A 22,334-nucleotide genomic window follows, 5' to 3' on the forward strand; every position below is an offset into this window, starting at 1 on the left:
TGCAAGGCACATAAAGTGCGGGAAAAACGTGGATTTTTTGAATTTGTCGATGCAATTTTGAGACCATTTTGCTATAATGAAACGGAAAAGAGAGGTGCGCCATATGGAAGGAAAGGGCGCGGTCGTGTTTCTCCCCCGGGAGGACGGCCGGTTCAATTGGATGCTGGAGGAGCTGATGTTCGCTCCGCCGGCGGTCTGGATGGCCGAAGCGCTGCGCGCGGAGGGGTTCGAGAAATTTTTAGTGGTCTGCCACGACGATGACCGGCAGGCGGCCCAGGCCTGCTTCCCGGAGGGGACGGGCTATGTGACCACCGGCGCCACCGACGCACGGGAGCGGCTGGCGGAATTCCTGTCCGGCCTGACGGGACGGGTGGCCGTGGTGACCCAGCCGGTCTATCTGAACGCCGCCGCCGCCGCGTATCTGGCGGACGACGGGGCGGCGCTGCCCCGGGGGGAGAGCTGCGGCGTGTTCCGGGTGGACTCCGCCGCGCTCAAAGACGCGCTGGACGCGGGGGCGGACTTCGACGCCGTTTTGCGGGAGAAGGGGGAGGCCTTTGGCCAGCCCTACGGGCAGTTCCTGGGCATCCAGCCGCTGAGCCGGGGCATGGACTGGCTCAGCGCCCAGAGCTTTGCCCACCACGACGGCGTATCCGCCCTGAACCGGGCGCTGACGACCGGACGCGGCGTGATCGTGGTGGACCCCGCCAACACTTACGTGGGCCCGCAGGTCACCGTGGGGGACGGTACCGTGCTGCTGCCCGGCACTATTTTGCGGGGGAAGACCGTCATCGGCCGACACTGCGAGATCGGCCCCAATTCCATGGTCCGGGACTGCATCATCGGGGACGGGGTGACGGTGAACGCATCCCAGCTCAACGAGAGCCGGGTGGACGACGGCGTGAAGATCGGCCCCTTTGCCTACATCCGGCCCAACTGTCATGTGGGGGCCAACGTGAAGGTGGGCGACTTTGTGGAGCTGAAGAACTCCGACATCGGCGCGGGCACGAAGATCTCCCATCTCACCTATGTGGGCGATTCCGACGTGGGGCAGCGGGTCAACTTCGGCTGCGGCACCGTCACCGTCAACTATGACGGCGCCACCAAGTTCCGCACCACCATCGGGGACGACGCCTTTATCGGCTGCAACACCAACCTGGTGGCCCCCGTAAAGGTGGGCGACGGCGCCTACACCGCCGCCGGGAGCACCATCACCAACGAGGTCCCCGCCGACTCCCTGGCCATCGCCCGCAGCGTGCAGGTGGTCAAGAAGCAGTGGGCCGCCAAGCGCCGCAAGAGCAGGAAATGATCCCGGAAGCGGGAAATGATAAAGAGAAACAAAAATGAGAGGATGTCAGAAATGATCGCACACGGCAAGGATATCAAAATCTTTTCCGGCAATTCCAACCGGCCCCTGGCCGAGGCCATCTGCAAGGAGATGGGGATGGAACTGGGCAACGCCGAGGTCGGGGCTTTTTCCGATGGGGAGAACTTCGTCTCCATCTACGAGACGGTCCGCGGCTCCGACGTGTTTGTGGTACAGTCCACCTGCTCGCCCGTCAACGACAACCTGATGGAGCTGCTCATTATGATCGACGCCCTGAAGCGGGCCTCCGCCGGGCGCATCACCGCCGTGATGCCCTACTTCGGCTACGCCCGTCAGGACCGCAAGACCAAACCCCGCGACCCCATCTCCGCCAAGCTGGTGGCCAACCTCATCACCCGTGCCGGCGCCGACCGTGTGCTGACCATGGACCTGCATGCCAATCAGATCCAGGGCTTTTTCGATATCCCCGTGGACAATCTGCTGGGCAACCCCGTGTTTACCAATTACCTGCACCAGCGCTATGCCGGGCAGGAGGACGACGTGATCGTGGTCTCTCCCGACGTGGGCAGCGTGGCCCGGGCCCGGGCCTTTGCCCAGAAGCTGGGCATGGGACTGGCCATCGTGGATAAACGCCGCCAGAAGGCCAACTCCTCCGAGGTCATGAACATCATCGGCGAGGTGCGGGGCAAAAAGGTCCTCCTCTTTGACGATATGGTGGACACCGGCGGATCCCTGTGCGGCGCGGCGCAGGCCCTGGTGGAGCTGGGCGGCGCCACGGAGGTGGTGGCCTGCGCCAGCCACGGCGTGCTCTCCGGGCCCGCGGTGGAGCGCATTGAAAAGAGCGTGATCAAGGAAGTGTTCTTCCTCGACACCGTTCCCGCCCGTCCCGGCGTAAATTGTGATAAGATCAAGTATCTCTCCGTGGCCCACATGTTTGCCGAGGCCATCGAGCGCATCTACGAGGAGATCTCCGTCTCCAAGCTGTTCGTGTAAGCGGCGTCCGGGAGCGCTCCCCGGCTGCAGAGCCGCTGCGCAGAGCCGACAAAAGACAGACCGACCGGGGAGGGCGGGGGCTTGCCCCCGCCGTTTCCCGTTTTGGATCGATTCTCCCATTTCGCTCCCAGAGCGGAATGGGAGCGCGCCCGGCGGGCGCAAAACCCGTCCGAATCAACCTTCCTGAAACACAGCGCCCGCTGTGTTTCAGGAAGATCCGTATCAAGGGGTAATAGGATGCTGTTTGGCAAGAACAAAAACGGTGTGGAGTGGCTTGTGGTGGGATTGGGAAACCCCGGCGGGCAGTACGAGCTCACCCGTCACAACGTGGGCTTTCGGGTGGTGGACGAGCTGGCCGAGCGCTGCCGCGTGCCCGTACAGAAGCTGAAATACCGCGCCCTCACCAATACGGCGGAGGTGGGCGGGCACAGGGTGCTGCTGATGAAGCCGGTGACCTATATGAACCTCTCGGGCGAGGCGGTGCGCCCGGCGGCGGATTTTTACAAGATTCCGCCCGAGCGGGTGCTGGTGATCTCCGACGACGTGTCCCTGCCCGTGGGCAGGCTGCGCATTCGGAAAAACGGCTCCGCCGGGGGGCACAACGGCCTGAAAAACATCATCCTTCAGCTGGGCGGGGACGGTTTCCCCCGGGTCAAGGTGGGGGTGGGCGGCAAGCCCCACCCGGATTACGACATGGCCGACTGGGTCCTCTCCAAATTCACCGGGGAGGACGCCAAGGCGATGGATCAGGCCGTCAAGCGGTGTGCCGACGCGGTGGAGTGCCTGCTGCGGGAGGGAGCGGACCGGGCCATGAGCCGCTTCAATGGCTGAGCAGGGCGGCGCGCGTCTGGCCTGGCCCGACGCGGCCAAGGGGCTGGGCGTGCTGCTGGTAGGACTGGGGCACTCCCGCCTTCTGCCGGAGTGGGCGAGCGCCTGGATCTACTCCTTCCACATGCCGCTGTTTTTTCTGCTCAGCGGCTGGTTTTTTTCCCTGCGCCCCGGCGGCGTGGGGGCGACCCTGCGCCATAAGGCGCTGCCGATCCTGATGCCCTACCTGGCGTATAACCTGGCGTTCTTCTGCTGGGAAAGCGCCGCGGCCCTTGCCGCGGGCGGCGGGCCCGACTGGGACGGACTGCTGGGCATCGCCCTGCAGTGGCCGGATACCCCTTGGGCCGGGCGGGCCTGGTTCTTCCCCGGCCTCTTTGCGGCGGAATGCCTGTTTGCCCTGCTGCTGCGCGCTCTGGAAGGGAGGGAAAACAGACTGCTCCCCGCCGCGCTGCTGGCGGCGGGGGCGGTGTGGATCTACGCCCGGCTGGGCGGGGCCAGACTGCCCTGGCATGTGGACGCCGCGGTGCTGCTGCTGCCCTATCTGGCCCTGGGCCGCCGGGCCCGGCACTGGCTGGAGAGACATCCCGCCTCTGTCTGCAGCGCGGGACAAACGATACGGGTGGCCCTGGTGTGTTTGGGGGCCAACCTGCTGCTTACCGCCTTCAACCGGAATCTGGGCCCCACCCGGATCGACTATAATCTGCGCTACCTCAATGAGTTTTTCACCTGCTACGCCGCGGGCGCCTGCGGCGCGGCGTTTTGTGTCCTGCTCTGCCGGGCGCTTCCGGCGGCCCGAGGCCTGCGCTTTCTGGGGAAATACAGCGCCGCCTACTATGCCGTGGGGTGGCTTGGTTCCAATCTGGCCCAGCGGGCTGTGGAGTGCCTCGCGCCCGTCTCAGGCTGGGGCCTGCTGGCGGTCCACCTGGCGGGGCTGGTTCTGATCCCGGCGCCGCTGATCCTGCTGCTGGATCGCTTTTGCCCCATCCTGCTGGGGCGCAGGCGGCCGCACCGGGCGCCCGCCGTCCGTCGCTGAGTGGGCGCTGCGCCCGTGACTTCCAAAATTTTCTATTTAGGAGGGCCCTATGAAGCCGCTGCTTGCCGCGCTCAACGATCTCCCGGAATTCCGGCAGCTGTGCGCCGCCGTGGACAACGGCGCCTGTCCGGCGGCGGTGAACGGCCTGTCCGCCGTTCATCGCGCCCACTTTGCCGCCGGGCTGCGCCAGGCCCTGGGGCGGCCGGTGGTACTGGTCTGTGCCGACGAGGGGGAGTGCCAGCGGCTGGAGCGGGATCTGGCCGCGCTCTCCGGAGAAGGGGTGCGCACCCTGTCCGCCCGGGAGTTCACCTTTCATAACGCCGCCGTGGCCTCCCGCCAGTGGGAGCACAGGCGCCTTTCCGTGCTCCGCGCGCTGGCGGCGGGGGAATGCCCCCTGCTGGTGTGCACGGTGGAGGCCCTGTTACAGCGCACCATGCCCAAAAGCCAGCTGATCCATGCCGCGCAGACCCTGCGCCTGGGGGAGAGCCATGACCTGAACGAACTGGCCGGGACGCTGACGGCGGCGGGATACACCCGCTGCGAGCAGGTGGAGGGCGTGGGGCAGTTTGCCCTGCGCGGGGGGATTCTGGACTTCTTTTCTCCCGCCCAGGAGCGCCCGGTGCGGGCGGAGTTTTTCGGGGACGAGGTGGATTCGCTGGGGCTCTTCGACCCCAATACCCAGCGGCGGACCGAGAACATCCGGCAGGCGGAGATCCTGCCCGCCGCCGAGGTGCTGCCCCAGTGCGCGCCGGGGGGCTGGGACGGCCTGCTGGGGGAACTGGACGGCCTGATTGCCCGGGTGAAGCGGCGCAAAGGCGGCAGCGACGCCCTGCTGCGCACGCTGGAGGAGGACCGGGAGCGCCTGGCCGGCCACGCCGTGTTTCCGGCGCTGGACCGGTATCTGGGGCTGATCTATCCCCGGGTGGCCACGGCGGCGGACTACCTGCCGGAGGAGGCGGTGGTGCTCTTCAGCGAGAGCCCCCGCGTGGCCGAGCGGGCCAAACACTATCTGTGGCAGCTGGAGCAGGACAGCCAGACCCTGCTGGAAAACGGCACGGTGGCCGGGGAGCTGGCCGAGTTCGCCCAGAGCTTCGACGCGCTGTGCCGGCAGCTGGAGGCATGGCCGGTCTGCTATCTGGACTCCTTTGCCTCCGCCCAGTACCCCGCACGGCCCCGCACCCTGCTCAGCCTGCTGGCCAAACAGCTGCCCTCCTACGGCGCCAGCCTGGAGACCGCCGTGTCCGACCTGGCCCACTACGTGTCCGACGGATTTCGGATCGTGGTGCTGGTGGGCAGCGAGCAGCGGGCCCTGAATCTGCAGACCCTGCTGCGGGAGCAGAACCGGAAGACCGCCGTGGACTTCCAGCTGCATGCACTGCCCGAGTACGGCAAGGCGGTCATTGCCGTGGGCGGCCTTACCGCGGGGATGGAGTACCCCGGGGCCCATCTGGCGGTGCTGACGGAGGGGCAGGCCCTGCCGGGCAGGAAGAAGCGCGGGGCCAGGGCGGTGACCAACCGGCAGAAGCTGGGCTCCTACGCCGACCTGTCCCCCGGCGACCTGGTGGTGCATGAGCACCACGGCGTGGGGCGCTTTTTGGAAATGACCCGCATGACGGTGGACGGCGTGGAGAAGGACTACGTGAAGATCGCCTACGCCGGGGCCGACGTGCTCTACGTCCCCGCCACCCAGCTGGACCTGGTGAGCAAATACATCGGTTCCGGCGAGGACGCCAACGAAACGCGCAAGCTCTCCAAGCTGGGGGGGACCGACTGGGAGAAGGCCAAGAGCCGGGCCCGCAAGGCGGTGCAGGACCTGGCGAAGGGGCTCATCCAGCTCTACGCGCAGCGCCAGCGGCAGCCGGGGTATGCCTTTTCCCCCGACTCCCCCTGGATGAAGGAGTTTGAGGACGAGTTCGAGTACGCCGAGACCGACGACCAGCTGCGCTGCATCGAAGAGATCAAGCGGGATATGGAGACCCCCCGGCCGATGGACCGGCTCCTCTGCGGCGATGTGGGCTACGGCAAGACCGAGGTGGCCTTCCGGGCGGTGATGAAGTGCGTGCTGGACGGCAAGCAGGCCGCCATCCTGGTCCCCACCACCGTGCTGGCCCGCCAGCACTTTTTGACCGCCAAGCAGCGTTTTGCCAAGTATCCGGTCGAGATCGACGTGGTCTCCCGCTTTCGCACGCCTGCCCAGATGAAGCAGACCCTGCGCCGGGTGAAGGACGGGAGCATCGACGTGCTCATCGGCACCCACCGGCTGTTCCAGAAGGACGTGGAGTGGAAGGATCTCGGACTGCTGGTGGTGGACGAGGAGCAGCGCTTCGGCGTGGCCCACAAGGAGAAGCTCAAGGAGCTGTCCAAGCAGGTGGACGTGCTTACCCTGTCCGCCACCCCCATTCCCCGCACCCTGAACATGGCGCTCTCCGGCATCCGGGACATGTCCACCCTGGAGGAGCCGCCCCAGGACCGACAGCCGGTGCAGACCTATGTGCTGGAGCACGACTGGGGCGTGCTCTCCGACGCCCTGCGCCGGGAGCTGGAGCGGGGCGGCCAGGCTTACTACCTCCACAACCGGGTGGAGACCATCGAGCGCACCGCCGCCCGCCTCCAGCAGCTGCTGGGGGAGGATGCGGCGGTGGCAGTGGCCCACGGGAAGATGAGCCAGGAGGAGCTCAACGACGTCATGAGCCGTATGAGCGAGGGAGAGATCGACGTGCTGGTGTGCACCACCATCATCGAGACCGGCATCGACATCTCCAACGTAAACACCCTGGTCATCGAGGACGCGGACAGGATGGGGCTGGCCCAGCTCCACCAGATCCGGGGCCGGGTGGGGCGCTCCACCCGCCGGGCGTACGCCTATTTGACCTACCGCCGGGGCAAGGTCCTCTCCGAGGTGGCCGCCAAGCGCCTGGGAGCCATCCGGGAGTTTGCGCAATTCGGTTCCGGCTTCAAGATCGCCATGCGGGACCTGGAGATCCGCGGCGCGGGCAACATCCTGGGTCCCGAGCAGAGCGGCTTTTTGCTCAGCGTGGGCTATGACATGTACCTCAAGCTGCTGGAGGAGGCGGTGCTGGAGGAGCGTGGGGAGCCCGTTCCCGTGCAGACCGAGTGCGCCGCGGACCTCAGCGTGGCCGCCTCCATCCCCGACCGGTACGTCCCCTCTCCGGAACAGCGGATGGACCTGTACCGCCGCATTGCCGCCATCCGCAGCGAGGAAGACGCCGACGATGTGACCGACGAGCTCATCGACCGCTACGGCGACCCGCCCCGGACGGTCAATAACCTCATCGCCGTGGCTCTGCTGCGCGCCGCCGCCGCCCGGAACGGCATCGGTCAGATCGACCAGAAGGGCATCCGGCTGAACCTTTACCTGGCCCGGTTCGACCTGCAGCGGGTATCTGCCCTGTGCGGGCAGGAACGCTATGGGGGCCGGCTGCTGTTCTCCGCCGGCGAGAAGCCCTACCTCTCCCTGAAGCTCAAACGGGGGGAGGACGCCCTCAAGGCGGCCCAAAAGCTGGTGGAGGACTACGGAAAGACCGCGCCGGCGGAGGAATGAGCGGACGGGGCGCAGGAGCGGCCGCTCCCGTCCCGGCGGGCCGGCTCGCACCGGGCCGCGCCCGGCGCCGACCGAACCTTAAAATTATGAATTTTCAGTAAATCCCGCCCCTTTTTCTTGCCGCGGGGACAGAAACGCGGTATACTCTAACAAGCGTCCGGCCTTTGGCGTGTAGTATCCAGAGCCTCCGCAGGGGCGGCGCCTCTTGTAAATGAAGGAGGATATGAATCAGATGAAACTGAAAAAGCTCCTGTGCGCCGGACTAAGCGGCGTACTTACGGCGGGGCTGCTGGCCGGCTGCGCCGGGACCGGCGAGCCTGAGGCCACGCCCGATCCCGGGGACATCGCATATCAGGCCGCCGGGATCACCCGGGATACCGTGCTCTATACCGTGGACGGCACCGAGGTGCCCGCCGACGAGTACCTGTTCTGGCTGCTGACCAGCATTTCCACCGCCAAGCAGAGCGGCTATCTGGCCGACGACACCGCCTGGGAGGAGGAGATCGACGGCACGCCCACGGCCGACTACCTGAAGAACGACGCGCTGGAGACCAGCAAGCTCTACGCCCTGGTGGAACTCAAGGCCGCGGAGGAAGGCACGGCGATATCCGAAGAGGACCAGACGACGGCGGACGAGCAGATGACTCAGCTCCAGGAGACCCTGGAGGGCCAGGGGATCGTCTATCAGGACTGGCTGGATCAGCAGTGCATCAGCGATACGGCGTTCCGCAAGCTGAACATGGCGTACTACCAGAGCCTGGCCCTGGAGGAGAAATACGCCGCCGACGGGAAGCTGGACCCGGAGGACGCCGAGATGGATGCCTTCCTGGAAGAGCAGGGCATTTACAATGCAAAGCATATCCTGGTGGCGTTCGAGAACTCCACCGGTACGGATGAGACGACCGGCTATCCCACTTACAGCGACGAGGAAAAGGCAGCCAAAAAGGCCGAGGCGGAGGAGCTTTTGGCGCAGATCCGTGCCGCGGACGACCCTGCGGCCAAGTTTGACGAGCTGATGAATGCGTACAGCGACGACGGCCGGGACGAAGAGGGCAACCTTTATTACCCCGATGGCTACCTGGCCTACAGCGGTCAGATGGTGGCCGAGTTTGAGGAGGGGGCTCTGGCCCTGGCCGAGGGCGAGATCAGCGAGCCCATCGAGACCGTGTACGGCTATCACATCATCCTGCGCCTGGATGCCGACACCCCGGATACCCGCAGCCTCTACAGCAATTACGCCATGAGCAACCTGATGGACGGGTGGCTGGAAAACGCCGTGGTGGAGACCAACGACGCCTTTGCCGCGCTGGACCCCAAGGCCTTCTATGATAAGATCCAGCAGCTCAACGAAGCCCGTCAGGCCAAGCGGGACGCCGAGGCCGCCGCTCAGGAGAGCGCCGCGCCGGAGGAGACCGGGACGCCGGAGGAGTCCGGTGCGCCGGAAGCGACCGGCACGCCCGCCGGGAGTCCCGCCGCGGAATAACGTCCGCCGCAGAAGTGAAAACCGCCCCGGAGCACCGGCTGGATGCCGGGCTCCGGGGCGGTTTTGCGTGGCGGACCGCCGCGCGGCGGGGGAAGACCGCGGTCGGGCGCAGCGGCAGAGCGGATGCGCTTCCGCCGGGAGGCCGCAGGACGCGGACGGGTAAAATGGTTCCCGCCCGGCGCGCCGTTGGGCAACGGCGCGCCGGGCGGGATGTGAAAGGGAAAGAGAAGAACGCAGATTCAGGCCGCCCGTTCCGGGTCGGCGGCGGGGGCGCCGTGGACGGTGATATAGGACGGCAGGACGCGGAGAAGGCCCTGGATATCCGCCACGCTGGCAAAGACCAGCGGGTCGAGCTTGGCGTCCTCGCGGTATTCGGTGACGTTGAGGTGGGTGCTCCGGCGAAGGGAATTGGTGACCGGGCCGATAAAGAAGTTATACGCACCGGTGGGAAGCGCCTCTACCGTGGCTTCGGTCATGTCGGTCAGTTCCCGGTAATCAAAGGCGTCTCCGTTGCGGCGATAGAGGATAAAGCGCTGGTCGGTGACGGCGAAGCAGACCCGTTTGGGCAGGCCGCGGGCGTCCATAAAGGGGCGCAGGGCCACAAAGATACAGGCTGCCAGTACGACGCCCACCACTATGCGGGCTTGGTTTTCCACCTGGAAGACGTACACGGAGAAATAGGTCAGGTAAGCGATCAGCAGCACGCCCAGGACGGCGCAGACCGCCCAGCGCACAATCAGCAGAGGAACGTGCGGCTTCTCCAGCACCTCCACCGGTTCCGGGGCGCCCGCCCAGAGGACGGTCTCGTCTTTGCGCAGAATGTTTTTGAGAGTGTCGTTCATAATTGGCCTTCCTTTCCAGAAATAACAGGGATTTCTCGCTGATCAGTTTGTGGAAAGACAACGGTCCTGTTTTCTGAGCGGAAGAGCGGTGCGGGGATCAGGTAAACGAGCGCCCGGCGTTATGGAATTTTTCGGCGGTCTCCCGGTCGCCAAGACCGAGATAGGCCCGTTCCAGACCAAAGTAAACCGCAGGATCGGTGGGATCGGCGGCGAGAGCCGCCTTGAGCCGGGAGATCGCCTCCTCCCAGCGTTCTGCATCCAACAAATCGGCGGCGCATTTGTACGCATCGGAGGACGCCGGCAGCGGGTCGGGCGGGGTGACCTCCTTCAGCACGGCGCGCAGCCGGTCGGCGGTAAAGGGCTTTTGCAGGTAGGTGATGCTTTGCAGCTTGGTACACTCCACGGCGTTTTTTACCGTGGGATAGGCGGTGATGACGATCACCGGGGTGTCGTTGCCCTGGGCGCGGATGCGCCGGAGCACCTCCGTGCCGGAGAGCTCCGGCAGCTTGATATCGAGGAAGGCCAGGTCAAAGCGCTCGGAGGAAAAGAGCACGAGGGCGTCCTTGCCGTTGGTGGCGGTCTTGACCTGGTATCCCTCCAACTCCAGGCATTTGGTGAGCAGCATGCGGATGTTTTTTGCGTCGTCGACGACCAGGACCTTCTTCATGGGTGCAAAACTCCCTTATCGGACAGCGGAAGGGTAAAATAGAAGCTGGAGCCCTGGTGCAGCTCGCTCTCGCACCAGATCCTTCCGTTGTGGGCCAGGATGATGGATTTGGCCACAGCCAGACCCAGCCCGCTGCCCCGCAGCTCCAGATCGTAGCTGCTGACCTGGACGTATTTGTCAAAAATGCGCTCCAGGAAAGCGGGCGGGATCCCCTCCCCCGTGTCGGACACCTCACAGGTGACGCTTGCGCCGGTCAGCCGGGCGCGGACCAGGATACGACCGCCCGGATCGGTATATTTCACGGCGTTGGAAAGCAGGTTGTTCAGGACCCATTTGATCTTGTCCGGATCGGCCAGAACCAGCGGCAGGTCCGCCTCCGGCTGGGCCGCCAGCGAAACGCCCCCCTGTTCGGCCAGCGGGAGGAACTGGGGAAGAGCGCTGCGGATGATCCCGGCCAGATCGCAGGGAACAAACTGGTAGATCAGATTGGGCGATTCGATCCTGGACAGCAGCAGCAGGTCGGAGACCAGCCGGGAGAGACGTTCGCCATCCTCCTTCAGGGTGGTGACCACCTCGCCCTGGGCCGGGTTCAGCGCCCCCAGGGAGCCGTCGGAGAGCAGATCCGCCCCAAAGACGATGGAGGTGAGGGGCGTTTTGAACTCGTGGGAGATGGTGGCGATGAAATCGCTGCGCATCGTGTCCAGACGCTTGAGCTCGGTAATATCGTAAAAGACCAGGATGACCGACCCGGGGTCGATCCCCTCGTAATGCAGAGGCGTCAAGGTAACGTTGAAATAACGGGCGTCATCGGAGGAGCCGATACAGAGCACCTCCTCCTGATACGCGCCCGGGTCCCGCAGGATCTGGGACAACGGCTCATGAAAGCGGGAACGGCGGATGACGGAAAGGAAATCCTGACCGGCGCTGTCGCTGGTGAACAGACCGAAGAGCTCTTCCGCCGAGTGATTGAGCAGCGTAACGCGCTGGTTGCCGTCCAGGATGACCAGCGGCTCCGTAATGCTGCGGACGATGGCCATGGTGCGGTTGCGTTCCGAAAGGAGCTGGCCCATGGTGCTCCGCTCGAATTCCAGCAGACGCTGGGTCATGTTGTTGAACTCCTCGCACAGCGCGCCCAACTCATCGTTGGAGCGCACCGAGGATTTGCGGTTCAGGTTGCCCTGGCGCACCGCTTTCAGGTTTTGCGTGATTTCGTAGATGGGGCGGAACAGCTTGTCGGTATACAGCTTGAGGGCAAAAAAGCCGATGACCGCCGCCAGCAGGAAAAAGACCGCCAGCACAGCCCAGGCGCGGGAGACGGTTTGCTGGGCCTCCTCTTTGCGGGCAAACAGGGCGTTTTCATTGGAAGCGACCAGCGCGTCCATGTTCAGCGTGACCCGCTGGGCCTGGGGCGCTGTGCCGGTCTGGTACAGCGTCAGCGCGTCCGCGTTCCCCTCTGCCGAGAAGACCGCCTGCGCCTGAGTCAGAAAGGATTCATATTCACTGCCGATCCCCTCGATCAGCTCCATCTCATAGGGGATAATGATGGTGGCATGCTCCATGTGGTAGTTTTCCCAAAAGATTGTGGTCTGGGCGTCGAACTGCTCCAGGGCGGCGTCGTAATTGCCCGTGTCCAGGTACGTCAGCAGGATGGAGCTCTGGGAATTGAGCGCGTCGCTCATATGGCCCAGACGCTGGATACTGTTATAATTGGTGATAACGATATTATTGACGGCGCGGCCGATTCGCGTCAAATTCCACAGAGAAATGACGCCGAGCATCAGTATGATAAAGATCAGGCTGAAATAGACCAGGGATACCTTGCTCTTGAGTGTTTTAGGCGTCATGGCAGGGCTCCCGCCTCGCGCGGGAAACCAGAGGACGATCCCGCAGGCGGCCTCTCCTTCCAAATTTGCTTGTCCGGATCAAAAAACAGGCGTTGCTTTCCACACGCTTAGGATAGCAAAAAGAGGGCCGGTTTTACAAATGAATTTACAAAGAGATTTTAATGGATAACGGAAGAAAAGAAAAGAATAAGCGAGCTGTTTTTAAAAAATCGCTTGAAATAGTGCTGTTTGGCGTCTGGAAGGGCGGGAAAGCAAAATTTCAGGGGGCGAGCCCCCAAAATCGTCTGATTGACCAATCTTTTGCCGCCGCAATAGAGCAAAATGCTCAAAAAGAAGCTTGCATTAAGAAAATGGATATTATAGACGCATAATAAGAAACGATGGTTGCTTTTAAAAACCTTGAGTTGTGCCAAGCTATAACTAAAGTTTTGCACAAAGGGGCTTTTAATATGGATGAGCAGGAAAAGCAGGCGCTGTGCGAGGAAGTGGGCCGGCGGGTCTGGCGGTGCCGGAAGGAGGCGGGACTGACCCGTGAGGCGCTGGCGGAGCGGCTGGGCAGCTCGACCCAGTATATCGGGGACATCGAACAGGGGAAGAAATGCATGAGTATGGCTTACTTCATCCGGTTGGGGAGTATTTTTAACATCAGCCTGGACGCGCTGGCCTATGGGCAGAGGGAACCCGGCGCGGCGGCAGGGCGGATGCTGCGGCGCATGGAGGAGATGACGCCGCTGGACCGGGGCCTGGCCGCCCACATTATTCTGAAAGCGGCCGATCTGGTGCGTGCGATGGAATCGGAGGACGGATGACACGACCGATTCGTATCCTGCTGGCGGAGGACGACACAGCCGCCCGCACGCTGCTGAACGATTTCTTCGCCCCCCTGGAGGACATGGCGGTGTGCGCCGCCGCCCGGGATGGTTATGAGGCGCTGGAGCTGCTGGAGCGGGAGCGGCCGGACGTGGTGCTCCTGGACCTGATCATGCCCGGCCTGGACGGATTGGGGGTCCTGCAGCAGCTCCGGGCGCATCCGGTGGTCCCGCGCCCGAAGGTCATCGTGCTCTCCCGGGTGGCATCCTCCCATGTGGTCAGCTATGCCTTTTCCCTGGGGGCGGACTATTATCTCATCAAGCCGGTGCACCTGGCGACGCTGCCCGGGCTGATCCGGGTGCTCTATCAGGACCCCCTGGAGCAGGCGGCCGCCGCTCTGCTGGCGGATATGGGGGGCGGCGGCCTGGGCGCCGAGGCCGCCGCCATTGCAGCCGCGGCCCTGGCCGGGGCGCGGGGAAAGCATATGCTGCTCAAACAGGCCTATCTCCCCGCCATGCGGCGGGGGCGGACCAGCTATGCCTGCGTGGAAAAGAACATCCGGGAGATGGTGCGGCGCATCCACAGCGCCGCGCCGCCGGAATACTGCGCCCTGATGGGCGGCAGGCCCGAAAAGCGGCCCAGCAACGACTGCTTCCTGCGCCGCCTGGCGGACCGGGCGGCGCAGCTGCAAAAGCCGTTTCCTGTCCCGCCACGTTTCCCCTGAATACGGACAGGCCTTGTGCTATACTGGCAGCCAAGGACAGGAAAATTCTGGATGTCAGGGGAAATGCATATGAACGCCTGGTACGCCAAGAGCGTCAAGCAAGTGCTGGGAGAGTTGGAGACGGATCGGGAGCGGGGCCTGTCACCGGCGGAGGCCGGACGCAGGCTGGAGCGCTGGGGGCCCAACGAGCTGGCGCGCCAGCGGCGGGCAGGGCTGCTGCGGCGCTTTTTGGGGCAGATGAAGGACCCCATGATCTTGGTGCTGCTGGCGGCGGCGGGGCTGTCCCTGTGGGCCACCGGGGGAGAGGACTGGCTGGACGCGGCCATCATCCTGGTCATCGTGGCGGTCAACGCCTGCATCTCCATCTCGCAGGAGGATAACGCCGAAAAGGCCCTGGAGGCCCTGCGGCAGATGTCGGCCCCGCTGGCCAAGGTGCTGCGGGACGGCAAGGAGATCCGCCTGGAGACCGCGGCGCTGGTGCCCGGCGACATTATCCGGCTGGAGGCGGGGGACCTGGTGCCCGCCGACGCCCGCATCCTCACGGCCGCGGGGCTGCGCTGTGATGAGAGCGCCATGACCGGGGAGCCGGTACCCGCCGCCAAGGCCCCTGTGGGGGAGCTCCCGGAGGACACCCCCCTGGCCGACCGGCGGAATATGGTGCTCTCCGGGACCGTGGTCACCGGCGGCCGGGCCCTCTGCGTGATCACCGCCACCGGCATGGACACCGAGATGGGCCGCATCGCGGGGATGCTGCTGGGGGAGGAGGACAGCCAGACGCCGCTCCAGAAAAAGATGGCGGAGATCTCCAAGACCCTCTCCTTCGTGTGTCTGTGCGTGTGCGCGGTGATGTTCGGGGCTGGCCTGCTCCAGGGCAAGGCCCTGCTGGGGATGTTCATGACCGCCGTATCCCTGGCCGTGGCCGCCATTCCGGAAGGGCTGCCCGCCATCGTTACCATCGTGCTGGCGCTGGGGGTCCAGCGGATGGTCAGGCGGGGCGCCATCGTCAAGCGCCTGCCCGCCGTGGAGACCCTGGGCTGCGCGGGGGTGATCTGCTCCGACAAGACGGGCACCCTGACCCAGAACCGGATGACTGTGGTGGACGTTTGGACGCCCCGGACAGGGGAGCGGGCGCTGGCCCTCACCATCGGCGCGCTTTGCAGCGACGCGGCGCTCATCCGGGCAGGGCGGGAACCCGCCGCCGGCGGCGACCCCACCGAGGCGGCCCTGGTGGTAGCCGCCGCGCGGGAGGGGCTGGAGAAAGGGACGCTGGAGGAGCAGTGGCCCCGGCGGGCCGAGCTGCCCTTCGACTCGGAGCGCAAGCTCATGAGCACGGTACATCAAAAGGCGGATGGCAGCTTTCGGGTGCTGGTGAAGGGGGCGCCCGACGTGCTGCTGGGCCGGTGCAGGATGGACGAGGGGGCGCGCCGCAGGGCCCTGTCCCGCAACGAGGCCATGGCCCTGCGGGCCCTGCGGGTGCTGGGCGTGGCCTATAAGGACCTGGCCTTCCTGCCCCGGACGCTGGACAGCGCCACCCTGGAGCAGGGGCTGACCTTTACGGGCCTGATCGGCATGATGGACCCGCCCCGGCCGGAGGTGCGGCGTGCGGTGGAACAGTGTTACGCCGCGGGGATACGGCCGGTGATGATCACCGGAGACCATAAGCTTACCGCCGTGGCCGTGGCAAAGGAACTGGGGATCTGCCGCAAGGGGGATCTGGCCGTCACCGGGGAGGATCTGGACTTTATGCCCCAGGGACTGCTGGAGCAGGAGGTGGAGCGCTTCGCCGTCTATGCAAGGGTCTCTCCGGAGCATAAGATGCGCATCGTCCGGGCGTGGCAGGCCCGGGGCAAGGTCGTGGCCATGACCGGCGACGGGGTCAACGACGCCCCCGCCCTCAAGGCGGCCGACATCGGCTGCGCCATGGGGGTGGCGGGCACCGACGTGGCCAAGGGCGCGGCGGATATGATCCTGACGGACGACAACTTTGCCACCATCGTCTCCGCCGTGGAGCAGGGCCGCGGCATCTACGCCAACATCAAAAAGGCCATCCACTACCTGCTCTCCTGCAACATTGGGGAGATCTTGACCATCTTCCTGGCCACTGTGCTGGATTTTCACCAGATGCCCCTGGTGCCGGTCCAGCTTTTATGGCTCAATCTGGTCACCGACTCCCTGCCCGCCCTGGCCCTGGGGGTGGAGCCGGTGGAGGAGGGCGTCATGGAGCAGGCGCCCCGGGACGCCCGCGCGTCCCTGTTTTCCCGCGCCTTCTCCCTCCGCCTGGCCTGGCAGGGTGCCATGGTGGGACTGCTCACCCTGACGGCCTACTTTTTGGGGGAGTATGTGCTCTCCGATCCCGGTGAGGCCCATGCAGCGGCCAACACCATGGCGTTCGCCACGCTGACCCTGTGCCAGCTGTTCCATGCCTTTGATGTACGCAGCGAGCGGGCCTCGCTGCTGCACATCGGCGTTTTCTCCAACGCCGCCATGAACCGGGCGTTCCTGATCGGGCTGGTGATGCAGCTCTCCGTGCTCTGTGTGCCGCCGCTGCAGGCCGTTTTCAACACCGTTCCCATGAGCCCTGTGGAGTGGGCCGTGGTGCTCTGCCTTGCCGTGACCCCCGTGGTGGTGTGCGAAGCCGCCAAAGCGGCGGGACGCGCGGGCGCGCGCCGGGTGCGGCGGGTCCCCGGCGCCCGGCGGGCGCCGCTGTATACGGGCGCGTCCAAGGGCAGATGAACCGGGAAACGCACCGCCCGCTCCGGTTAAACAGACGCGGCCCCCGTCCGAAAGGACGGGGGCCGCGCTCGTTTGGGTCGGAATTACGGCTTTTGGCTTTTGCGCCACTCGTTGAGGACGGCGCAGAAGACCAGGGAGAAGAAGCTCTCCTCCGCAGCGGCGGAGCGGGAGGTGAGGGCAATGGGCACCTTGGCGCCCACCACCGCGCCGCAGGTGACGGCGTGGGCATGGATCAGCCAGCTCTTGACCAGCGTGTTGGCCGCGATCAGGTTTTGGGCGATGATGCCGTCGAAGCCGCCGCCCGACCAGGGGCAGTCGTAATGCTTCAGGCGGCAGGCCTCCTTGGAGATGATCAGATCGTAGGCGATGGGGCCCCACAGCTCGCAGTCGGCGAAGGGATGCTGCTTCTGTTCGGACACCAGGCGCTGGGCCTCGATGGTATCGGGCATATGGAAGTTTACGTTTTCCACCAGAGCCATCAGGGCCAGCTTGGGGTTCTCATATCCAAAGGCCTTCAGCGCGTCGGCGGTATTTTTGATGATGGCCTTCTTCTGGGTGGGATTGGGGTTGACGATGATGGTCATGTCCGACAGAGCCAGCAGCTTGGGATACTCCGGAATGGAGGCCAGGGACACATGGCTCATCAGCCGCTCGGTGCGCAGGCCGTTCTTCCGATCCAGCACAGGCATCAGAAAGTCGCGGGTGGGCAGGTTGCCGCGCATGAGGATGTCGCCCTCTCCGCAGGTAATGATGTCGATGGCGGCCTGGGTGACATTGTGGCCGGGGGGGGTGTCCACCATGGTGTAAGGCTCCTGCTCCAGCCCCAGCTTCTCCAGCTGGACCATGGTGCGCGCCCGGTCGCCCACCAGCACGGGCTGCACAAAGCCCTCGTTCTGAGCCTGGAAGAGGCCCCGGAGCATGTTCTCTCCGTCGGAACCGGCCAGCACCACCCGCAGGGGGGCCGACAGCTTGGGGACACGGCTGATGATATTATCGAAATTCTTGATCTCCATAATTCCCGCCTCACTTTACAGTGTCTTTGCCGCGGCGCACCGCGATCTTATTCTTATTATAAAGGAAGGCCTGCGGGAATACAAGAATATTCTCCGCTTGTCAAAAAAGTCTTTTTGCCAAGCTGGGGCAAATGTTGAACTTTCCCAAACGTTCAACATTTGATTTGATTCAACGCGAAAGACGCCCCTCCCGGGTTTCTTTTACACGATCTTCCTTCCCGTTGTCCAACCCTGTTCCGGTTTTTTGACAGCCTGGAACGTTCTTTCTTTGCCGCTCCGGGGCTTTTTGCATATCGCGGGAAAAACCGGTCATACTCATAGAAGGATTTGCAAAAAAGGAGGTGCGGGCCATGGGATTTTTTGGCCGGGCACGGGAGAACGTGCCGCCCCACCCCAGGAAAGAGCCCCGCTATGACCTGCCCCTGACGCTGGAAAGCCTGGAGACGGTCTTTGCCGGCTGCGCGGACTTCTCCAAACGGAACGTCCGCTTGGCGGGGGACGGGGAAAAGGTGATCACCCTGTGCTACATCAGCGGCATGGTGCGGATGGAGCGGGTCAGCGACTATGTTCTGCGGCCTTTGGCGCAGGACTCGGCCCTGGCGGACTGCCCGGATATGGCGGAGCTGATGGCTGCCATGGAGGAGGGGGCCCTCTACAATCTGGGGGTAGAGCGCCGGAGCGCCACAGACCGCGCGGCCTTCGACCTGGTGGAGGGCAACTGCCTGCTGCTGTTTCCGGGGGAGACGGAGGTCTTGTCCTTCAACGTAGGCACGGAGGAAAAGCGCTCCATCAGCGAGCCGGAAAACGAAACGGTGCTCAAGGGACCCAGGGATTCCTTTGTGGAGTCGGTGCGCACCAACACCAGCCTGTGCCGCCGCCACCTGAAGGCGCCGGAGCTGCGCCTGCGGGAACAGATCGTAGGGCGGCAATCGGTGACCACGGTGGACGTGCTGTACCTGGAGGGCGTGGTGGACCCCTCCCTGGTGGAGCGGGTACAGGCGCGGCTGGAGCGCATCGATATCGACGCGGTGCTTTCCACCGGCAATATTGAGGAATATATCATCGACGAGACCGCAACCGCGTTTCCCCTGGTGCAGTACACCGAGCGGCCCGACCGCTTCTGCGCGGGGCTGGCGGAGGGGCGGGTGGGCATTCTCATCGACGGCCTTCCGCTGGGCTATCTGGCCCCCGGCGTCATCGGCGATTTTCTGCGGGCGCCCCAGGACAAGTCCAACAACTGGATGGTGGCCTCGGTCATCTCGGTGCTGCGGTATGCCTGCCTGCTGCTTACCCTGACCCTGCCCGCCCTGTATATCGCCGTGGTCACCTTCCATCAGGAGATGATCCCCACCCGGCTGGCCCTGTCCATCATCGCGGCCAAACGGGACGTGCCCTTTCTCTCGGTGTTCGAGGTGCTCATTCTTCTGCTGGCCTTTGAGATCCTGCAGGAGGCGGGGCTGCGTCTGCCCCAGTCCATCGGCCAGACCGTCTCCATCATCGGCGGACTGGTGGTGGGCACTGCGGCGGTGGAGGCCAAGATCGTTTCCCCGGCGGTGCTCATCGTGGTGTCCATCGCGGGCATTGCCGGGTACACCATGCCCTCGCAGGAGCTGGCGGGCGCCCTGCGCATCTGGCGCTTTCTCCTGGCGGTACTGGCCTCGGCCGCCGGGCTGTTCGGGGTGGTGGCGGGGGCGGCTATGCTGGTGTGCCACCTGGCGGGCATCGAGAGCTTCGGCGTATCCTACCTGACCCCCTTTGCCGCCAATGCGGGAGAGCAGGTGGAGGGACACGCCGTTCTGCGCCAGCCCCTGAAGCGTACGAAGCTGCGCCCCGCAGCCCTGCGCACCCGGAACCGGAGGAACCAGCGATGAAGCGATGGGCCGGTGTGCTGGCGCTTCTGCTGCTTCCCCTGGGCGGCTGCCGCGCCGATCTGCTGCCCTACGCCCGCGAGATCGAGGACATGTCCCTGGTACGTACCCTGGGGGTGGATGCCGACGCGGACGGGGTGGCGGTCACCGCCGCCACCGGCGGGCAGGGGCTGGACGACCCCGCCCTGATCTCCGGCAGCGCGGGCACCCTCAGCGCCGCCCTGCTGGAGATGCAGGGGGAAGGGGACTCCTATATCTACTTCGGCCATGTGGGACAGATGCTGCTGGGGGAGGACCTGGCACGCCGGGGCGTGGGCGGCGCCCTGGACTATGTGATGCGGGATGTGGAGATGCGCCTAGACACCGAACTCTATGTGATCCAAAACGGACAGGCGGGAACGACGATCTCCGCCGCCTGGCAACAGGACTCCGCGGCTGACCGGCTGGAGACCCTGCACGACGGAGCGGGGCTGCGCTCGGACTCCATGTCCCGCACGGTCCGGAACGTACTCTCCGATCTGGAACGCTGCGGGGCCTCCTTTGCGCCTGCCCTCACCGGTGACGGCACGCTCTCCACCGCCGGATACGCCCTGCTGCGGGACGGCGTGCTGGTGGGCTGGGCGGAGGGAGCGGCCGCAGCCGGGGTCAACCTGCTGCTGAGCCGGGTGGATGCCGACGTGGTAGAACTGCCTCAGGCCGACGGAACCGCCGCGCTGCGGGTGGTGGGGGCCAAGACCCGTATCCGGGGCGTTTTTGACGGGGAAGTGCTCACCGGTATGGACGTAAAGTGCCGTGTGGAGGCCAATTTGGCGGAAGGGGCGCCTGCGCTGCAGGAGGAGGCGGCCCGCCGCCGCCTGGAGGCGGAGCTGGCCGCAGTGGAACAGGAGCGCATTCTGGCCGCGCTGGAGCTGTGCCGGACGCTGGAGGGGGATTTCTTCTCCCTGGCCGGAGCGGCCGGACTGTCCCAGCCCTGGCGCGCAGAGGCGCTGCGGCGGCAGTGGGATCCCTCCAGCCTGGAGGTCAGCGTCTCCGTCACGGCTAAGCTGGAGCGCAGCTATGACGCGGGGTAAAACGATTTCATTAAGGTGGTGAATCCATGCCTGAGGGTAAAATCGCGCTGCGCCAGCTGCTCTGTCTGCTGTTTGCGGCCCTGCTCTCCCCGACGGTACGCGTACTTCCCGGCCGCACGGCCGCGGCGGCGGGAGCGGCCGGGTGGCTGTGCACCCTGACGGCGCTGCCCGTGCTGCTGGGGCTTTGCTGGGTGCTGTTTGCCCTGTTTCGCACGGCCGGGCCGGAGGACGGTCTGGCCCAGATCTTCCAGCGCGCCCTGGGCAGGCTGCCGGGAAAGGCCCTCGCCCTGCTTTACCTGCTGTGGGGGCTGTGCCTGCTGTGCGTCAACGCACGGCTGTTTGCCCTGCGCCTTTTGTCCACCAGCTACCGCAACGCACCCCTAAAGCTCTTTCTGGTGGTGCTGCTGGCGGTGGCGCTGTGGCTTGCCCGCAAAAAGCTGCCGGCCCTGGTCCGCGCAGGAGAAATCTTTTATCTGGCCCTATCCCTCTGCTTGGGAGTAGTCCTGTTTCTGGGGCTGTTTCGGGTGGAACCCCAGAATGTGCTGCCGGTATGGGTGCAGGATGTGCCGGAAGTCCTCCGGGGCACCCTGCCTGCGCTTTCGGTAGTGGGATACGTGATCTTTGGCGCTTTTTTGGGGGGAGGAGTGGCCCGGAAAGAGGGAAACCGCCGCCGGGCGATGCGCTGGGCCGCTGTTTTCTGCCTGGTGCTCACGCTGCTGCAATGGGTGTGCCTGGGGGCGTTTGGACCCGGTTTGACACAGCGGATGGACACCCCCTTTTTTATGATGGTCAAAGGCGTGGGTGTGGAAGGCGCCTTCGGACGGGTGGAGTCGGTGGTCATTGCCCTGTGGGTGCTGGCCGATCTGGCGCTGCTCACCCTGCTCCTGTGCTCCTGCTGCTGTATGGCGCAAGCTGTCTTTGGCTTTCAGCGGCGCGAAAGCGCCGCCCTGCCTCTTGTTCTTCTGACGCTGGCGGGCGCGCTGTTCCTGTTCCCGGACGCCTTTACCTTATATGAATGGATCGAGGGCTGGGGGGAAGCGGGGGGGCTGGTTTTTGGGTTCCTGCTGCCTGCACTGGTATTGCCTGTGGCGCTTCTGCGCCGGAAGCGGGCATAGGAAAGCATATCTTGTGCCTATACGGCAGAGAAGCACGGCATATCTTGTTGCGTCAAGGGGGTGTAAAAAAAGACGCAGGAAAATGCAAAAAAGGTGTTGACAATTGGACAGGCATTTGGTATATTAATTGAGCGCCTGTGAGGAGCAACCCCTTGAGAGGCAAGGGTTTCCAAAAAATCAGCCTTGCGGCTCGATGAAAAAGAAATCAAAAAACCTCTTGACAAGTTGAACCGAGCATGGTACAATAAAGTTCCTGCGACTGAGACGGAAGCCGAATGAAGCGGGACGCGTGCACCTTGTAAATTAAACAACGTGAAACTTGAAGCACCAGAAAAGGACGAGAAGTCCTTTCTAAGACAAGCAATTGGAATAGGAAGGCTCTTGACAAATTTCTTTGAAGCTATGATTAAGTTTCGATGAAATGA

At 64.6% G+C, this 22,334-nt stretch carries 18 protein-coding genes; 13 read left to right on the forward strand and 5 right to left on the reverse strand.

The features are described from left to right. The first annotated feature begins 103 nt into the window (after nucleotides 1-103). The 6 genes from MR825_RS11375 to MR825_RS11400 all read left to right on the forward strand — a co-directional run bounded on the left by MR825_RS11375 (nucleotide 104) and on the right by MR825_RS11400 (nucleotide 9,223). Nucleotides 104-1,306, forward strand: a complete 1,203-nt coding sequence (locus MR825_RS11375; RefSeq protein ID WP_287880795.1) for a DapH/DapD/GlmU-related protein — start codon at nucleotides 104-106, stop codon at nucleotides 1,304-1,306. A gap of 51 nt (nucleotides 1,307-1,357) precedes the next feature. Further along, nucleotides 1,358-2,317 (forward strand): ribose-phosphate pyrophosphokinase, encoded by a 960-nt coding sequence (locus MR825_RS11380; protein WP_186907351.1) that lies wholly within the window; start codon nucleotides 1,358-1,360, stop codon nucleotides 2,315-2,317. A 237-nt stretch (nucleotides 2,318-2,554) separates the two neighbouring features. Beyond that, nucleotides 2,555-3,148, forward strand: coding sequence for an aminoacyl-tRNA hydrolase (pth, locus tag MR825_RS11385; RefSeq protein WP_186907350.1), 594 nt, complete (start codon nucleotides 2,555-2,557; stop codon nucleotides 3,146-3,148). Next, on the forward strand, nucleotides 3,141-4,178 hold the full coding sequence (locus tag MR825_RS11390) for an acyltransferase family protein (RefSeq protein ID WP_256175315.1): 1,038 nt from the start codon (nucleotides 3,141-3,143) through the stop codon (nucleotides 4,176-4,178). The genes pth and MR825_RS11390 overlap by 8 nt, the downstream gene beginning before the upstream one ends. A gap of 49 nt (nucleotides 4,179-4,227) precedes the next feature. Continuing rightward, entirely contained in the window at nucleotides 4,228-7,740 is a 3,513-nt protein-coding gene (gene mfd, locus MR825_RS11395; protein ID WP_256175313.1) for a transcription-repair coupling factor, read from the forward strand. A gap of 232 nt (nucleotides 7,741-7,972) precedes the next feature. Beyond that, the gene (locus tag MR825_RS11400; protein WP_287880798.1) at nucleotides 7,973-9,223 is read left to right on the forward strand and encodes a peptidylprolyl isomerase; all 1,251 of its coding nucleotides are present in this window, start codon (nucleotides 7,973-7,975) and stop codon (nucleotides 9,221-9,223) included. A gap of 239 nt (nucleotides 9,224-9,462) precedes the next feature. Here MR825_RS11400 and MR825_RS11405 read toward each other — a convergent pair whose 3' ends face one another. The 3 genes from MR825_RS11405 to MR825_RS11415 form a co-directional block, all read right to left on the reverse strand. Further along, a complete protein-coding gene (locus MR825_RS11405; RefSeq protein WP_186907347.1) occupies nucleotides 9,463-10,065 on the reverse strand; it encodes a hypothetical protein in 603 nt (200 codons plus the stop codon). Nucleotides 10,066-10,162: 97 nt separating this feature from the next. Further along, nucleotides 10,163-10,732 carry a response regulator gene (locus tag MR825_RS11410; protein WP_287880800.1) on the reverse strand — a complete coding sequence of 190 codons (570 nt, stop codon included), beginning with the start codon at nucleotides 10,730-10,732 and terminating at the stop codon, nucleotides 10,163-10,165. Beyond that, entirely contained in the window at nucleotides 10,729-12,576 is a 1,848-nt protein-coding gene (locus MR825_RS11415; RefSeq protein ID WP_256175307.1) for a sensor histidine kinase, read from the reverse strand. The genes MR825_RS11410 and MR825_RS11415 overlap by 4 nt, the downstream gene beginning before the upstream one ends. A 161-nt stretch (nucleotides 12,577-12,737) precedes the next feature. Between MR825_RS11415 and MR825_RS11420 the strand changes: the two genes are divergently transcribed. From MR825_RS11420 to MR825_RS11435, 4 genes are all read left to right on the forward strand, one after another. Next, nucleotides 12,738-12,947, forward strand: coding sequence for a hypothetical protein (locus tag MR825_RS11420; RefSeq protein ID WP_287880803.1), 210 nt, complete (start codon nucleotides 12,738-12,740; stop codon nucleotides 12,945-12,947). A 78-nt stretch (nucleotides 12,948-13,025) separates the two neighbouring features. Beyond that, the gene (locus MR825_RS11425; protein ID WP_186907343.1) at nucleotides 13,026-13,385 is read left to right on the forward strand and encodes a helix-turn-helix transcriptional regulator; all 360 of its coding nucleotides are present in this window, start codon (nucleotides 13,026-13,028) and stop codon (nucleotides 13,383-13,385) included. Beyond that, a complete protein-coding gene (locus tag MR825_RS11430) occupies nucleotides 13,382-14,110 on the forward strand; it encodes a response regulator (RefSeq protein WP_186907342.1) in 729 nt (242 codons plus the stop codon). Before MR825_RS11425 ends, MR825_RS11430 begins: the two co-directional genes overlap by 4 nt. Nucleotides 14,111-14,179: 69 nt before the next feature. Beyond that, nucleotides 14,180-16,843, forward strand: coding sequence for a cation-translocating P-type ATPase (locus MR825_RS11435; protein WP_186907341.1), 2,664 nt, complete (start codon nucleotides 14,180-14,182; stop codon nucleotides 16,841-16,843). Between the two features lie 83 nt (nucleotides 16,844-16,926). On the opposite strand, the gene MR825_RS11440 is transcribed toward MR825_RS11435, so the two are convergent. Further along, nucleotides 16,927-17,856, reverse strand: coding sequence for a phosphate acyltransferase (locus MR825_RS11440; protein WP_186907340.1), 930 nt, complete (start codon nucleotides 17,854-17,856; stop codon nucleotides 16,927-16,929). Nucleotides 17,857-18,206: 350 nt separating this feature from the next. On the opposite strand from MR825_RS11440, the gene MR825_RS11445 reads away from it, so the two are divergent. Genes MR825_RS11445 through MR825_RS11455 form a run of 3 tightly spaced genes read left to right on the forward strand, consistent with a single transcriptional unit; the run spans nucleotide 18,207 to nucleotide 21,909 of the window. After that, nucleotides 18,207-19,727 carry a spore germination protein gene (locus MR825_RS11445; RefSeq protein ID WP_256175301.1) on the forward strand — a complete coding sequence of 507 codons (1,521 nt, stop codon included), beginning with the start codon at nucleotides 18,207-18,209 and terminating at the stop codon, nucleotides 19,725-19,727. Further along, nucleotides 19,724-20,794: a Ger(x)C family spore germination protein gene (locus tag MR825_RS11450; RefSeq protein ID WP_186907338.1), complete on the forward strand. Its 1,071-nt coding sequence runs from the start codon at nucleotides 19,724-19,726 to the stop codon at nucleotides 20,792-20,794. Before MR825_RS11445 ends, MR825_RS11450 begins: the two co-directional genes overlap by 4 nt. Nucleotides 20,795-20,820: 26 nt before the next feature. Next, a complete protein-coding gene (locus MR825_RS11455) occupies nucleotides 20,821-21,909 on the forward strand; it encodes a GerAB/ArcD/ProY family transporter (protein WP_256175300.1) in 1,089 nt (362 codons plus the stop codon). A 17-nt stretch (nucleotides 21,910-21,926) separates the two neighbouring features. Here the strand turns inward: MR825_RS11455 and MR825_RS11460 are convergent. Beyond that, nucleotides 21,927-22,334: hypothetical protein (locus MR825_RS11460; protein ID WP_287880807.1), on the reverse strand; the 408-nt coding region annotated here is incomplete at its 5' end.

The sequence above is a fragment of the Lawsonibacter sp. genome, assembly GCF_022777125.1.
Lineage (GTDB): Bacteria > Bacillota > Clostridia > Oscillospirales > Oscillospiraceae > Lawsonibacter_A > Lawsonibacter_A hominis.

Coding starts and splice junctions, on each gene's coding strand:
- MR825_RS11375 (WP_287880795.1), top strand. CDS start 104: ATGGAAGGAAAGGGCGCGGTCGTGTTTCTCCCCCGGGAGGACGGCCGG.
- MR825_RS11380 (WP_186907351.1), top strand. CDS start 1,358: ATGATCGCACACGGCAAGGATATCAAAATCTTTTCCGGCAATTCCAAC.
- pth (WP_186907350.1), top strand. CDS start 2,555: ATGCTGTTTGGCAAGAACAAAAACGGTGTGGAGTGGCTTGTGGTGGGA.
- MR825_RS11390 (WP_256175315.1), top strand. CDS start 3,141: ATGGCTGAGCAGGGCGGCGCGCGTCTGGCCTGGCCCGACGCGGCCAAG.
- mfd (WP_256175313.1), top strand. CDS start 4,228: ATGAAGCCGCTGCTTGCCGCGCTCAACGATCTCCCGGAATTCCGGCAG.
- MR825_RS11400 (WP_287880798.1), top strand. CDS start 7,973: ATGAAACTGAAAAAGCTCCTGTGCGCCGGACTAAGCGGCGTACTTACG.
- MR825_RS11405 (WP_186907347.1), bottom strand. CDS start 10,065: ATGAACGACACTCTCAAAAACATTCTGCGCAAAGACGAGACCGTCCTC.
- MR825_RS11410 (WP_287880800.1), bottom strand. CDS start 10,732: ATGAAGAAGGTCCTGGTCGTCGACGACGCAAAAAACATCCGCATGCTG.
- MR825_RS11415 (WP_256175307.1), bottom strand. CDS start 12,576: ATGACGCCTAAAACACTCAAGAGCAAGGTATCCCTGGTCTATTTCAGC.
- MR825_RS11420 (WP_287880803.1), top strand. CDS start 12,738: ATGGATAACGGAAGAAAAGAAAAGAATAAGCGAGCTGTTTTTAAAAAA.
- MR825_RS11425 (WP_186907343.1), top strand. CDS start 13,026: ATGGATGAGCAGGAAAAGCAGGCGCTGTGCGAGGAAGTGGGCCGGCGG.
- MR825_RS11430 (WP_186907342.1), top strand. CDS start 13,382: ATGACACGACCGATTCGTATCCTGCTGGCGGAGGACGACACAGCCGCC.
- MR825_RS11435 (WP_186907341.1), top strand. CDS start 14,180: ATGAACGCCTGGTACGCCAAGAGCGTCAAGCAAGTGCTGGGAGAGTTG.
- MR825_RS11440 (WP_186907340.1), bottom strand. CDS start 17,856: ATGGAGATCAAGAATTTCGATAATATCATCAGCCGTGTCCCCAAGCTG.
- MR825_RS11445 (WP_256175301.1), top strand. CDS start 18,207: ATGGGATTTTTTGGCCGGGCACGGGAGAACGTGCCGCCCCACCCCAGG.
- MR825_RS11450 (WP_186907338.1), top strand. CDS start 19,724: ATGAAGCGATGGGCCGGTGTGCTGGCGCTTCTGCTGCTTCCCCTGGGC.
- MR825_RS11455 (WP_256175300.1), top strand. CDS start 20,821: ATGCCTGAGGGTAAAATCGCGCTGCGCCAGCTGCTCTGTCTGCTGTTT.